12 protein-coding genes and 1 tRNA gene are annotated in these 12,317 nt (G+C 67.5%); 6 read left to right on the top strand and 7 right to left on the bottom strand.

Features of this window, described 5'->3' with window-relative positions; all coding sequences use genetic code 11:
- Together WAX14_RS15145 and WAX14_RS15140 are read left to right on the top strand one after the other, a co-directional pair.
- Nucleotides 1–3,878, top strand: a 3,878-nt coding sequence (locus WAX14_RS15145) for a beta-ketoacyl synthase N-terminal-like domain-containing protein (protein ID WP_422628877.1), incomplete at its 5' end; no start/stop codon positions are given.
- A gap of 39 nt (nt 3,879–3,917) precedes the next feature.
- On the top strand, nt 3,918–4,319 hold the full coding sequence (locus tag WAX14_RS15140) for a holo-ACP synthase (RefSeq protein WP_422628876.1): 402 nt from the start codon (nt 3,918–3,920) through the stop codon (nt 4,317–4,319).
- Between the two features lie 16 nt (nt 4,320–4,335).
- On the opposite strand, the gene WAX14_RS15135 is transcribed toward WAX14_RS15140, so the two are convergent.
- From WAX14_RS15135 to bcp, 3 genes are all read right to left on the bottom strand, one after another.
- A complete protein-coding gene (locus WAX14_RS15135; protein ID WP_422628875.1) occupies nt 4,336–5,172 on the bottom strand; it encodes a TetR/AcrR family transcriptional regulator in 837 nt (278 codons plus the stop codon).
- A gap of 90 nt (nt 5,173–5,262) precedes the next feature.
- Nucleotides 5,263–5,616 (bottom strand): class I SAM-dependent methyltransferase, encoded by a 354-nt coding sequence (locus WAX14_RS15130; protein WP_422628874.1) that lies wholly within the window; start codon nt 5,614–5,616, stop codon nt 5,263–5,265.
- A 154-nt stretch (nt 5,617–5,770) separates the two neighbouring features.
- The gene (bcp, locus tag WAX14_RS15125) at nt 5,771–6,244 is read right to left on the bottom strand and encodes a thioredoxin-dependent thiol peroxidase (RefSeq protein ID WP_422628873.1); all 474 of its coding nucleotides are present in this window, start codon (nt 6,242–6,244) and stop codon (nt 5,771–5,773) included.
- A gap of 72 nt (nt 6,245–6,316) precedes the next feature.
- Between bcp and WAX14_RS15120 the strand changes: the two genes are divergently transcribed.
- On the top strand, nt 6,317–6,538 hold the full coding sequence (locus WAX14_RS15120) for a DUF3618 domain-containing protein (protein WP_422628872.1): 222 nt from the start codon (nt 6,317–6,319) through the stop codon (nt 6,536–6,538).
- Between the two features lie 150 nt (nt 6,539–6,688).
- Nucleotides 6,689–7,456, top strand: a complete 768-nt coding sequence (locus WAX14_RS15115; RefSeq protein WP_422628871.1) for a L,D-transpeptidase — start codon at nt 6,689–6,691, stop codon at nt 7,454–7,456.
- A gap of 84 nt (nt 7,457–7,540) precedes the next feature.
- On the opposite strand, the gene WAX14_RS15110 is transcribed toward WAX14_RS15115, so the two are convergent.
- Nucleotides 7,541–7,613 (bottom strand) — tRNA-Lys (locus WAX14_RS15110).
- Nucleotides 7,614–7,888: 275 nt separating this feature from the next.
- Between WAX14_RS15110 and WAX14_RS15105 the strand changes: the two genes are divergently transcribed.
- Nucleotides 7,889–9,103, top strand: coding sequence for a L,D-transpeptidase (locus WAX14_RS15105; protein ID WP_422628870.1), 1,215 nt, complete (start codon nt 7,889–7,891; stop codon nt 9,101–9,103).
- Nucleotides 9,104–9,166: 63 nt separating this feature from the next.
- Here WAX14_RS15105 and WAX14_RS15100 read toward each other — a convergent pair whose 3' ends face one another.
- Nucleotides 9,167–9,622, bottom strand: coding sequence for a MarR family winged helix-turn-helix transcriptional regulator (locus tag WAX14_RS15100; protein WP_422628869.1), 456 nt, complete (start codon nt 9,620–9,622; stop codon nt 9,167–9,169).
- A 143-nt stretch (nt 9,623–9,765) separates the two neighbouring features.
- On the opposite strand from WAX14_RS15100, the gene WAX14_RS15095 reads away from it, so the two are divergent.
- On the top strand, nt 9,766–11,232 hold the full coding sequence (locus WAX14_RS15095) for an MFS transporter (RefSeq protein ID WP_422628868.1): 1,467 nt from the start codon (nt 9,766–9,768) through the stop codon (nt 11,230–11,232).
- An 18-nt stretch (nt 11,233–11,250) separates the two neighbouring features.
- Here the strand turns inward: WAX14_RS15095 and nagB are convergent, their stop codons facing one another.
- Both nagB and WAX14_RS15085 read right to left on the bottom strand, forming a co-directional pair.
- Complete coding sequence (nagB, locus tag WAX14_RS15090) at nt 11,251–12,030, bottom strand: glucosamine-6-phosphate deaminase (RefSeq protein WP_422628867.1); 780 nt, start codon at nt 12,028–12,030, stop codon at nt 11,251–11,253.
- A 14-nt stretch (nt 12,031–12,044) separates the two neighbouring features.
- Nucleotides 12,045–12,317, bottom strand: a 273-nt coding sequence (locus WAX14_RS15085; protein WP_422628866.1) for an amidohydrolase family protein, incomplete at its 5' end; no start/stop codon positions are given.

Below are 12,317 nucleotides of genomic sequence, written 5' to 3'. Positions count from 1 at the left end.
CCACCCAGGTGCTCATCGCCCTGTGGACGAAGCTGCGTCCCGACCAGATCGGCCCCGTCGACACGATCGAGGCCCTGTGCGACGGTGTGTCCTCGCGCCGCAACCAGCTGCTCGTCGACCTCGGTTCCGAACTGTCGCTCGGTGCGATCGACGGTGCCGCCGACGCCGACATGGGCGCACTGGCAGGCACGGTCGACCGTCTCGCCCGCACCTACAGCCCGTTCGGCCCGGTGCTGACCGACTCGATCAACGACCACCTGCGCAAGGTGTTCGGACCGTCCGGCAAGCGCCCCGCCTATGTCGCCGACCGCGTCACCAAGGTGTGGGATCTGGGCGAAGGCTGGACCCAGCACGTGACCGCCGAGGTCGCGCTCGGTAGCCGCGACGGCGCGTCCATCCGCGGCGGCGACCTGGGTGGCCTGTCGCAGGGCGCCCTGGCCGACGTTGCCGCCGTCGACACGCTGATCGACGCCGCCGTGCAGTCCGTCGCCGGTCGCCGTGGTATCGCGGTGTCCATGCCGTCCACCGGTGGTGGCGGGGGAGCGACAGTCGACGCCGCTGCTCTCGGTGAGTTCGCCGAGCAGATCACCGGCCGTGACGGTGTGCTCGCCAACGCCGCGCGCCTCGTTCTCGAGCAGCTCGGCTTGACCGAGCAGGCTTCGGGCCTGGCAGACAAGGCCGACAGTGAACTGATCGATCTGGTCTCCGCGGAGCTCGGCTCCGACTGGCCGCGTCAGGTCGCCCCGGCGTTCGATGCCCGCAAGGCGGTCCTGATCGACGACCGCTGGGCCACCGCCCGTGAAGACCTCGCCCGGGTCTGGCTCGACGAGTCGAACATCCCCGTCGAACGATTCGCGGGTGCCGGTGCGACCGTCGCCGCGCACGCCACGTTCTGGGAGCGCAAGGCCACCGAGGTCGGCCGCACTGTGCTCGCGGAGACCTTCGGCCGCATCGCGACCGCCGCCACCGACGTCGCCGACGCCGAATACGCCGACGAGGTCGCGGTCGTGACCGGTGCCAGCAAGGGCGGCATCGGCGCTGCTGTCGCGGCGAAGCTGCTGGCCGGTGGCGCGACCGTGGTCGTGACCACCTCGAGTCTGAGCGACTCCCGCCTCGGCTTCTACAAGAAGCTGTACGCGCAGAACGCACGGGCCGGTGCGGCCCTGTGGGTGATCCCCGCGAACATGGCGTCCTACTCGGATGTCGACGCACTGATCGAGTGGATCGGCACCGAAACCGTGGAGAACGCGGGCGGCGCCAAGAAGCTGATCAAGGATGCGTTGACCCCGACGCTGCTGTTCCCGTTCGCCGCGCCGCGCGTGGCCGGGTCCCTCGCCGACGCGGGTGCCCGCGCCGAGATGGAGATGCGGGTGCTGTTGTGGTCGGTCGAGCGGCTCGTCGCCGGTCTCGCCGCGATCGGCAACGACCGCGACGTCGACACGCACCTGCACGTGGTGCTGCCCGGTTCCCCGAACCGCGGCATGTTCGGTGGCGACGGCGCCTACGGCGAGTCGAAGGCCGCACTCGACGCGGTCGTCACCCGCTGGGGTTCCGAGAAGGTCTGGGCCGAGCGCGTCACCCTGGCGCACGCTCTCATCGGATGGGTGCGCGGCACCGGCCTGATGGGCGGCAACGATCCGCTGGTCGAGGCCGTCGAGGCAGCCGGTGTGCGCACCTGGTCGACGCAGGAGATGGCAGCCGAGCTGCTGAAGCTCGTCGGCCCGGAAGCGAAGCGCCTGGCCGCCGAGACGCCGCTGGTCGCGGATCTCACCGGCGGTCTCGCCGAGGCGGACCTCGACCTGCCGGCGCTCGCGAAGCAGGCGCAGGACGCGGACGACGCCGCCGAGAGCGACGTCGACGACGAGTCGGGCACCATCGCCGCGCTGCCGTCCGCGCCGCGACTCGACGCCGACCTGCCGGTTCCGGCGTGGAAGCAACTCGACGTGGACCCGGCCGACCTGGTCGTGATCGTCGGTGCCGGCGAACTCGGCCCGTACGGTTCGGCGCGTACCCGCTTCGAGATGGAGGTCGACGAGGAACTCTCGGCCGCAGGTGTACTCGAACTGGCGTGGGTGACCGGGCTGGTGGAATGGGAGAACGACCCGAAGCCCGGCTTCTACGACGTCGAAACCGGAGAGTTGGTGCCGGAGGCGGAGATCGCCGACCGGTACCACGACGCGGTGGTCGAACGCTGCGGTATCCGCCGCTACGCCGACGACGGCGCCATGATCGACAACACGGCGCCGCTGATGACTTCGGTGTTCCTCGACAAGGACCTGTCCTTCGTCGTCGGGTCCGAGGCTGAGGCCCGTGCGTTCGTCGACTCCGATCCGGAGAACACGGTCGCGGCGGTCGACGCCGAGTCCGGAGACTGGACGGTCACCCGCAAGGCAGGCACGGAGATTCGCGTGCCACGCAAGGCGAAGCTGACCCGTACGGTCGGCGGCCAGATCCCGACCGGGTTCGACGTCACCCGCTGGGGCATCCCCGCCGATATGGCGGATGCGGTGGACCGGGTGGGTCTGTGGAACATTGTGTCGACGGTCGATGCGTTCCTCACCGGTGGTTTCACCCCGTCGGAGTTGCTGCGCTGGGTGCATCCGTCGCTGGTGGCGAACACGCAGGGCACAGGCATGGGCGGCATGACCTCGATGCGCTCGCTGTACATCGACACGCTGCTCGGTGAATCCCGCGCGAACGACATCCTGCAGGAAGCCCTGCCGAACGTCATCGCCGCGCACGTCGTGCAGTCCTATGTCGGTGGTTACGGCGCGATGGTGCACCCGGTCGCGGCGTGCGCCACGGCCGCGGTGTCGGTCGAGGAAGGCGTCGACAAGATCAAGCTGGGCAAGGCCGAGTTGGTCGTGGCCGGTGGCTTCGACGACCTGGGCATCGAGGGCATCGTCGGGTTCGGCGACATGTCGGCCACCGCGAAGTCCGATGAGATGACCGCCAAGGGCATCGACGATCGTCGCTTCTCGCGGGCCAACGATCGCCGTCGCGGCGGGTTCGTCGAGTCGGCCGGTGGCGGCACCATCCTCTTGGCGCGCGGTGATCTCGCGCTGGAGATGGGTCTCCCGGTCCTCGGTGTCGTGGCGTACGCAGGTTCGTTCGCGGATGGTGTCCACACGTCGATCCCGGCGCCGGGTATCGGTGCTCTCGGTGCCGGTCGCGGTGGCCGCGCATCCGGTCTGGCACGGGAACTGCGCAAGCTCGGTGTCACTGCCGACGACATCGCGGTGATCTCCAAGCACGACACGTCGACCGCGGCGAACGACCCGAACGAAGCCGAGTTGCACGAACGGCTCGCCGGTGCGCTGGGCCGCAGCGACGGCAACCCGCTGTTCGTGGTGTCGCAGAAGTCGCTCACCGGTCACGCCAAGGGCGGCGCGGCAGCGTTCCAGCTGATCGGCCTGTGCCAGGTCCTGAGCCAGGGTGTCGTCCCGCCGAACCGCAGCCTGGACTGTGTCGACGAGAAGATGGCCGAGTTCGAGCACCTCGTGTGGGCGCGCACCCCGATCCGGTTCGGTGAGCGGTATGCGCTCAAGGCCGGTCTGTTGACCAGCCTCGGGTTCGGGCATGTGTCCGGTCTGATCGCGGTGGTGCACCCGCAGGCGTTCGTCGAGGCGATCCCCGCCGAACGTCGTGACGCGTATGTTGCACAGTCGCAGCAGCGCACGGTCGCAGGCAAGCGTCGCCTGGCCGACGCGATGACCGGTGGCGCCGCGCTCTACCAGCGACCGGCGGACCGTCGTCTCGGCGGCGACGGGGTTCCGGCGACGGCGTCCCGGCAGCTCGAAGCGGACATGCTGCTCAGTGCGGAGGCGCGTCTCGGCGACGACGACGTGTACCGCTCGGGCCTGCCCGGCTGCAAGTAGGACAGGATCGGTCCGGGCCGGCGGGAAGGTAGCAGCGGGATGGGAGTCGCGGGTGTCGGGTTCGACCTGGTCTCGGTGACGGAGTTCGAGGAGCAACTGGGCCGGCCCGGCACCGCGATGCTCACGAACTTCACACCGGGGGAGCGTCGCGACGCGAACACCCGCAGCTCCCGCCCGGGCCGCCATTTCGCGGCCCGGTGGGCGGCGAAGGAGGCGCTGATCAAGGCTTGGTCGGCGTCGATGTTCGGTCGCCCGCCGGTGCTGCCGGAGGGTATTCACCGGGACATCGAGGTGATCTCCGATGCGTGGGGCAGGCCCGGTATCCGGTTGCACGGCGCGGTGGCCGAACACCTTGCGGGCATGAGCGTCCACGTGTCGCTCACCCACGACGGTGACATGGCAGGCGCGTTCGTCGTACTCGAAGGTCCGGCCGACGGGTAGATCCGGTCGGGACGGCTCAGGCCGGGGAGGTCGCTGCCTCCCCGGCTTCTTCCGTTTCCCAGTCGTCGTTCGTGCGGAATTCGTCGTTCGTGCGGGGGGCGTCGTCGGTGGTGGCGGGTTCGGTCGCCGCGGCCCGCGCCTGCACACGCTTGCGTTTCTTCGCGCGCGCACGTGAATCCTGTTCGGCAACCTGCAGATACGCGACCATCAGGCGTTTCAGTTCGACGACTGCGTCGCTGTGCGACTGATCGTCCTGAACGGAGAAGTTCAGCATCGAGTAGACGACGTGGACGAGCACCTCGGCCATCAGCTTGCGGCGGGGCCTGGGCGTGTCGGGCGTCAGCGGTGCGAGCATCCGCTCGACCTGCTCGGCGAACGCGCGTTCATGGATGGCGCCGGTCGCACGGGTCGACGGGGTGGACTGCATCGCCAGCCACACTTCGCGGCGCGACGGATCGGTGGTCCACAATCCGGCCATGTGGTCGACGAAACTGTTGAGGAACCGCAGCCAGTCGACCGACGGGATCTTCCCGTCGAACTGGGCGAGTTCGTCACGCACGCCCACCAGGTCCTGACGGTTCAGTTCACATACGATGACGTATTTGTTCGCGAAGAACTGGTAAAGGGTGCCGATCGGAACGTCGGCGCGGGATGCGACTTCCTCACAGGTGAACGATTCGAAGCCGACTTCGGTGAGCAGTTCCCGCGACGCGCTGAGCAGTGCGTCGAACTTGCGTCGGCTGCGTTCCTGCGTCGGACGCCGCCGCGGTACGAGTTCCTGTGGCGCTGACTGCACCTCCAGCGCCGGGTCGATCCGGCGCGAAGTTCGCCGCGCGTTCGTTGCAGACTCCACGCGCCCAGGCTAGCCGCACCGTGCCTGATTGCCGAGAGGTATCCGTGAGGGCGAGTCGCAGCAATCGCGGCACGGCATCTACCTGCACCTTCACGCGGCGAGCGTGAATTGCATCACGTCGATGTGTCCGGTGCGGAAGCGGTCGGCCGCACCGCGCAGATATTTCACGAAGCGCTGGTAGGTGTCCTCGGACGACAAGGCGACCGCCTCGGCGTGCCGTGCGGACAGCGCCGCGGCCCAGCGTTCGAGCGTCCGGGCGTAGTGCGAGCCGAGCGGATGGATGCGGTCGACGCGGAAACCGGCGCGCTCGGCGCACTCGACGACCACGTCCGGTGGCGGAGGCTGCCCGCCGGGAAAGATCTCGCGTTCGATGAACAGGTGGAACAGGGCGTCGTCACGTCGGAAGGGTCGACCGCTCGGAACGTCGTCGGGCTCCGACCGCATCCGATGTCGAGATGGGTCGCACCGGGGTGCAGGCCGCATTTGCGCAGCGCAGAACGATGTCGTCGTGGGGCTGTCGTCGTGAGGCTGTGGCCACCGTGCGGTACCTCGGCGGAACAGCGCCGAAGTACCGCACGGTGCTGGAGGCCGCGGAGGCCTAGACCGCCAGGTCGCGGCGCAGCTTGGCGACGTGACCGGTCGCACGCACGTTGTATTGCGCGACCTCGATCTTTCCGTCCTCGTCGACGAGAAACGTCGAACGGATGACGCCGGTCACGGTCTTGCCGTACAGCTTCTTCTCGCCGAACGCGCCCCACGCGGTGAGCGTGGACTTCTCCGGGTCGGACAGCAGCGGAAAGGTCAGCTCGTCCGTGTCGCGGAACTTCGCGAGCTTGGCCGGCTTGTCCGGGGAGATCCCGACGACGTCGAGGCCGGCACCGTTGAGTTCGGCGAGATTGTCGCGGAAATCGCACGCCTGCTTCGTGCAGCCGGGCGTGCCGGCGGCGGGGTAGAAGTACACGATCACCTTGCGGCCGCGGTAGTCCGAGAGCGACACCTCGTTGCCGTCGGCATCGGGAAGGGTGAACTCGGGCGCGGTGTCGCCGGGGGCGAGTCTGCTGGTTTCCGTCACGTCCGCCACGGTAGTGGACCCGGTGTCCACTACCGTGGTCGCAGCACACCGCAGCGACTTCTGGAGGATCACGTGGGTAGGGATACCGAGGCCATCGAACGGGACATCGAGAATGCCCGCAACCAGCTCGCGAGCACGCTCGACGAATTGACGGTGCGGACCAATCCGAAGAACCTGGTGGCAGGCACCAAACAGATGATTGTCGCCAAGGTGAGCCAGCCGAACGTCAAGTACGCCGTCATTGCGGTCGGTGTCGTCGTCGGCGCTCTGGTTCTGCGCAAACTGTTGCGCTGATCACCGACGGGCACCGCCGACCACGACTGGGCAGCGGTGCCCGCTTCCGGTACGCGGTTCGCTGTGACGTGCGCGTGCCTTCCGGCTTCGATCTTGGCGTGGTTCACTGGGATGACGTCGATCGACTCGCCTTCGAAGGGGCTGACGGTCATGCGGAACGCACAAAATGTTGCACGACTTGCCGTGGTCGCGATACTCGCCGCGACCCCCGTCCTGGGCGCCGGAGCCGCAGTATCCGCCGGAACCATCGGCATCGCCCCACCGGGCGGACCGCGGGTGGCCACGCTGACACCCGCCGGCGGCGCCGAAGTCGGCATCGCACAGCCGGTGACCGTTCGGTTCGAGGAGCCGGTGACCGATCGGGCCGCCGCGGAACGGTCCGTCACGATCGTCCCGGCCGTGCCCGTCGCCGGCGGGTTCCGATGGCTCGACGATCGGCAGGTGCAGTGGGTTCCGGACGGTTACTGGCCGGGCCACACCGCCGTCACGGTCCTGGCGGGCGGAACCCGGACGCAATTCCGCACCGGCGACGAATTCGTCGCGGTCGCGAACCTGTCCACACATCAGTTCACCGTGTCCATCGACGGTGAGGTCGTGCGGACGATGCCGGCGTCGATGGGAAAACCCGGCTACGAAACACCGACAGGGACGTTCCCGGTGCTCGAGAAGTTCCGCGACTTGGTGATGGACTCGTCCACCTACGGGGTCCCGATCGACGCACCCGAGGGCTACCGGATCGACACCGAATATGCGGTCCGGCTGACGTGGAGTGGGATCTTCGTGCACGCCGCGCCGTGGTCGGTGGATTCGCAGGGTTACGAGAACGTCAGTCACGGATGCATCAATCTGAGCACCGAGAACGCGGCGTGGTACTACGACAACGTGGAGATCGGCGACCCGGTCGTGATCGTGTACTAGCGGTACGGGCTTAGCGGTACGCCCGAATCGGGCTGCGAAAGCGAAGAAGACCTGCACCGAACCATCGGTGCAGGTCTTCTGCTGTGCGCCATCAGGGACTCGAACCCCGAACCCGCTGATTAAGAGTCAGCTGCTCTGCCAATTGAGCTAATGGCGCTCGGCACTGCGTCTCCGATCCGCTGTCCCGGCGACGAAAAGAAGATTACACACTCCGTTGATTCGCGCCAAATCGCCTGGTCGCCGAGTGTTTCCTCCGTCGTATCCCGTAACACCCGGCCGGCGACAGGCGATTGGTATTCGAACGTTATCCACACTTGGGGCCTGTGGTTTGGTGCCGGTGTTCGCCTGCTGGCATCATCGTGGATACGTGTATTGACGTGCAGTTTTGCGGACTGGGGGAGGTCCGGAACCGGAGGGTGGATTGTGACGGAGATGAGAACGGGGGCGCCACGGCGCCGGTCCCGGCGAGTGGTCACGGCGCTGGTGGGTGCGATGCTCGTCGCCGTCATGACGTTCATCACCGCGTGTGCGGGAGGATCAGCCGGTGGAGCCGACGAGGTGCCGATCGACTCGAACCCTCTTGCCGCGCTCATCAAGCCGACCGTCTCGTCGAGCGTCGTCGACGGGGGTGTGGGCTTCTCGCCGATCGACCCGGTGACCGTCTCGGTGGTGAACGGCAAACTCGAGTCCGTCACGCTCCGCAACCCCGACGGCGTCGAGGTCGGTGGCGTGCTCGCACCGGACGGGACGACCTGGGCGAATACCGAACCGCTCGGCTACAGCCGCCAGTACACGCTGGAGACGGTTGCGTATGGTCTCGGCGGTGCGACGTCCTCCACGGCGATGTTCACCACGAGTGCCCCGGGCAACCTCACCCAGCCCTATGTGATGCCCGGTGAGGGATCGGTCGTCGGCATCGGGCAACCCGTGGCGGTGCAGTTCGACGAGAACATCCCGGACCGGCGTGCGGCGGAGGCCGCGATCACCATCGAAACGAACCCGCCCGTCGCGGGTGCGTTCTACTGGCTCAGCAACCGCGAGGTGCGGTGGCGGCCGGAGGCCTATTGGGCGCCCGGCACGACCGTGACCGTGGACGTGAAGGCGTACGGCAAGGACCTCGGCGACGGCTTGTTCGGCCAGTCCGATGTGCACTCGTCGTTCTCCATCGGCGACGCGGTGGTCATCGACGTCGACGACAACACGAAGACGGTCGTCGTCAACCGCAACGGCAGCGCCATCATGTCGATGCCGACGTCGATGGGTAAGGACAGCACGCCGACGCCGAACGGCGTCTACACCATCGGCGACCGCTTCGACCACATGATCATGGATTCGTCGACGTACGGTGTCGCGGCGGACTCGCCGCAGGGCTACCGCACCCCGGTGGACTGGGCGACCCGCATGTCCTACAGCGGAATCTTCTTCCACTCGGCACCGTGGTCGCTCGGTGATCAGGGAGTGCGCAATGTCAGTCACGGCTGCCTGAACCTCAGCCCGGCGAACGCGAAGTGGATCTTCGACAACACCAAGCGCGGCGACATCGTCGTCGTGCGCAACACGGTCGGTGGAATCCTGGAGGGTACCGAAGGTCTGGGCGACTGGAACATCCCGTGGGCGACGTGGAAGGCGGGCAACGCCAACATCTGACCTGCGTACGCACAACGGAGGGTGACCGGAGCGCGGTCGCCCTCCGTTGGGTTGCGGGCTGGTTCAGCGGCGAGGCCAGGGACGACCGACGTAGCGTTCGACGTCGGTGTTGAAACGCTCGAGCCAGCCCGCGAAGGCCGCGACGTCCCCCGGGGTCCATTCGTCGAGGATTTCGTCGAGTATCCGGATGCTGTGGGCGCGTTCGTCTGCGAGTCGGCGTGCGCCGTCCTCGGTGATGCGGAACTTGCGTGCGATTCCGCCATCGGGGTCGGGGATCCGTTCCACCAGTCCGGCGCGCAGCATCGCGCCGGTCTGTCGGTTGAGCGTCGACGCATCCAAACCGAATGCGTCGCTCAGGTCACCGATCGACATGGGGCCTTGCGCCTCGATCCTGCCCAGCAGGGTGTAGGCGCTTCGGTCCAGGCGGCCTGCCTCGCGTCGTGGCCGGGCGGTTTGCGTGCTCAGGTACCGTCCCAGCAGCATCGTCTCGAACTCGATCAGGTTGGTGGGCTTGTCCATCTCGTCCTTCTGTGGCTAGGTGTTCGCCCCGTGGGTCCCGCAGTCGAATATTCCACCATGATGTGCATCCAGCACATAATATGTATTATGCACTAAATATGTAACGTACAACTAATTGTATTGATGTAGACAAGGAGTTCGGGGTGGACAACCCGACACCCGCAGTTCGTCCGGGCGCACTGGTAGGCGTGCTCGCGTTCACCGGCATCGTCGCGGCGCTCATGCAGACGCTCGTCATCCCGCTGATCGCGCAGCTTCCCTTCCTTCTCGACACCACCGTGTCGAACGCCTCGTGGGTCATCACCATCACCCTGCTCGCCGGTGCCGTCGCAATGCCGGTCACGGGTCGTCTCGGTGATCTGTACGGCAAGCGCCCCGTGATGCTCGCCTGCACGGTTCCCCTGATCGTCGGCTCGGCGATCTGCGCAACGGCAACGGCCCTGTTCCCGATGCTCCTGGGACGCGGCCTCCAAGGCTTGGGCATGGGCCTGATCCCGCTCGGCATCAGCGTCCTGCGCGACGTGCTACCGCCGGAGAAGTTGCATTCCTCGATTGCGCTGATGAGTTCGTCGATGGGCATCGGTGGTGCTCTCGGCCTGCCCGTCGCCGCGGCGGTCGCCGAGAACGCGAACTGGCGGGTGCTCTTCTGGGCAGCGACCATACTCGGCGCTGTCGTTCTCGTCGGGATCTGGCGGATCGTGCCGGCCACACCCGTCCAGGGAGTCCGCGGAAAGTTCGACCCGATCGGTGCGATCACCCTCGGAATCGCTCTGGTGTGCCTGCTGCTCGCCGTCTCGAAGGGTGCCGATTGGGGCTGGTCGAGCGGGGTCGTCCTCGGGATGTTCGCGGCCGCGATCGTCGCGACCGGCGTCTTCGCGTGGTGGGAGTTGCGCGTTGCGGATCCGCTTATCGACCTGCGTGTCACCGCGCGCAGGCCGGTCCTGCTGACCAATCTGGCATCCATCGTCGTCGGCTTCGCCATGTACGCGCAGTCGCTGATCGTGCCGCAGCTGTTGCAGCTTCCCGAATCGACCGGATACGGACTCGGCCAGTCGATGCTCGCAATGGGGCTGTGGATGGCGCCCTCCGGCATCATGATGATGCTGGTCTCGCCGCTCGGTGCGCGCTTGTCCGCAGGTCGAGGGCCGAAGATGACGTTGCTCGTCGGATCCCTGGTCATCGCGCTGGGCTACGGTTCGTCGGTGTTGCTGATGGGGTCGACGTGGGGCCTGCTGATCGTCACCAGCATCTGCGGTGTCGGTATCGGCCTGGCCTACGGTGCGATGCCCGCGCTGATCATGGGGTCGGTGCCGCAGACCGCGACCGCTGCAGCGAACAGCTTCAACTCCCTCATGCGGTCCATCGGCACCTCGGCGTCCGCTGCGGTCGTCGGCGTGGTGCTCGCGCAGATGAGCATGCAGGTGGGTGGGCATACCCTGCCCACCGAAGCCGGCTTCCGGACCGGTCTGCTCATCGGTTGCGGAGTCGCACTCGTGGCCGCGTTGATCACCCTGGGCATTCCCGGCAAGCCTTTGGGTGCGACCCTGCAGCGCGTCGACGCAAACGGGGCCGGTGTCGGCGATCGGGTAGTCGAGGTCGCGAAGGCGTAGATCGGCGCCCGCCGAATCTCAGTAGGGCTGTTCGGCCGGCTTGTGCGCGGACACGGTGCGGTAGAACTCCGTGAGCTGTAGCTGAGAGGCCGCGGCCTCGTCCACCACAATCGTCGGGTGCGGATGCAGTTGCAGCACCGACGCCGGGCACACCGCGGCGAGGGGTCCTTCCACCGCAGTGGCGATCGCGGCGGCCTTGTGCTCGCCGGTCGCGATCATCACCAAATGCTGTGCCTCACAGATTGTTCCGAGACCCTGGGTGATCACGTGTCGCGGCACTTCGTCGAGGTCTGCGAAGAACCGGGCGTTGTCCCGGCGGGTCTGGTCGGTCAGGGTCTTGACCCGGGTCCGGGAGGTCAGCGACGACGTCGGCTCGTTGAACCCGATGTGGCCGTTCGCGCCGATGCCGAGCAGTTGGACGTCGACCGGTCCCGCAGCGGAGATCGCGCGGTCGTAGGCGTCGGCGGCCGCGAAGGGGTCCGCCGCACTGCCGTCCGGACCGAAGACGCGGTCGCTGTCGAGGTCGAGGTGATCGACGAGTTCGGTACGGATGACCTGCGCGTACGACTCCGGGTGCCCGGCGGGTAGGCCCACGTACTCGTCGAGCAGGAACGCCTGCAGTCCGGCGAAGTTCAAACCCTCCTCGCGGTGCCGACGCGCGAGTTCCCGGTACACCGACAGTGGCGACGATCCGGTCGCCAGACCCAGCGTTCGGGCACCGGAGCGGACCGCGTGCTCGAAGATGTCGGCGACGATCGTGCCGGCCGCGGCCGCGTCGGAGGCAATGACGATTTCCATCGGGATGTTGTCCTTCAGCTGGTGGGCAGGGTGTTGGTGAGCCAGGTGCCCGACGCCATGACGGCGCGGGGCATCAGCGTGTCGTCGAGGACGACGAGGTCGGCGCGGCACCCCGGGCTGAGGTCACCGACGACCCCGGTCAGGCCGAGCAGTGCCGCCGGGGTGGCGGTCGCGGCGGTGACCGCGGACAGCAGGTCCACGCCCGCCTCGAGCACCGTCCTGCGGACGATGTCCATCAGTGCGCTGGTTCCGCCGGCGATCGCGGTGTCTCCCTGACCGGCCAGGCG

The organism is Rhodococcus sp. (in: high G+C Gram-positive bacteria), from assembly GCF_049299235.1.
GTDB lineage: Bacteria > Actinomycetota > Actinomycetes > Mycobacteriales > Mycobacteriaceae > Rhodococcus.
This window is presented reverse-complemented; position numbering and strand designations above follow the sequence as displayed.

Bases quoted from the DNA above. Each gene is read 5' to 3' on its own strand.
- WAX14_RS15140 (WP_422628876.1), top strand. From the start codon at position 3,918: ATGGGAGTCGCGGGTGTCGGGTTCGACCTGGTCTCGGTGACGGAGTTC.
- WAX14_RS15130 (WP_422628874.1), bottom strand. From the start codon at position 5,616: ATGCGGTCGGAGCCCGACGACGTTCCGAGCGGTCGACCCTTCCGACGT.
- WAX14_RS15105 (WP_422628870.1), top strand. From the start codon at position 7,889: ATGAGAACGGGGGCGCCACGGCGCCGGTCCCGGCGAGTGGTCACGGCG.
- nagB (WP_422628867.1), bottom strand. From the start codon at position 12,030: ATGGAAATCGTCATTGCCTCCGACGCGGCCGCGGCCGGCACGATCGTC.
- WAX14_RS15100 (WP_422628869.1), bottom strand. From the start codon at position 9,622: ATGGACAAGCCCACCAACCTGATCGAGTTCGAGACGATGCTGCTGGGA.
- WAX14_RS15115 (WP_422628871.1), top strand. From the start codon at position 6,689: ATGCGGAACGCACAAAATGTTGCACGACTTGCCGTGGTCGCGATACTC.